1 protein-coding gene is annotated in these 288 nt (G+C 64.2%); it reads left to right on the forward strand.

The genetic code is table 11. The features are described 5' to 3' along the window. Positions 1-288, forward strand: a 288-nt coding sequence (locus KUG41_RS15180) for an integrase core domain-containing protein (protein WP_216905046.1), incomplete at both ends; no start/stop codon positions are given.

The raw sequence follows: 288 nt of genomic DNA on the forward strand, positions 1-288 counted from the left end.
CACGCCGACAATGGCAATGCCATGAGGGCTGCCACCCTCGAAGCCCGACTGGAGGAGCTGGGTGTACTGCGGTCATTCTCACGGCCTCGGGTCAGCAACGACAACCCCTTCTCGGAATCCCTGTTCCGCACGGTCAAGTACCGTCCGAACTACCCACGGCGGCCATTCCGGAGCCAGGACGACGCCTGCTCCTGGGTGGCGGCATTCGTGGACTGGTACAACCACCAGCACCGCCACAGCGGTATCCGGTTCGTGACGCCTGATCAGCGCCATAGCGGCCAGGCCGAT

The sequence above is a fragment of the Synechococcus sp. CCY 9618 genome (assembly GCF_019038415.1).
In the GTDB taxonomy this organism is placed as follows: Bacteria; Cyanobacteriota; Cyanobacteriia; order PCC-6307; family Cyanobiaceae; genus Cyanobium.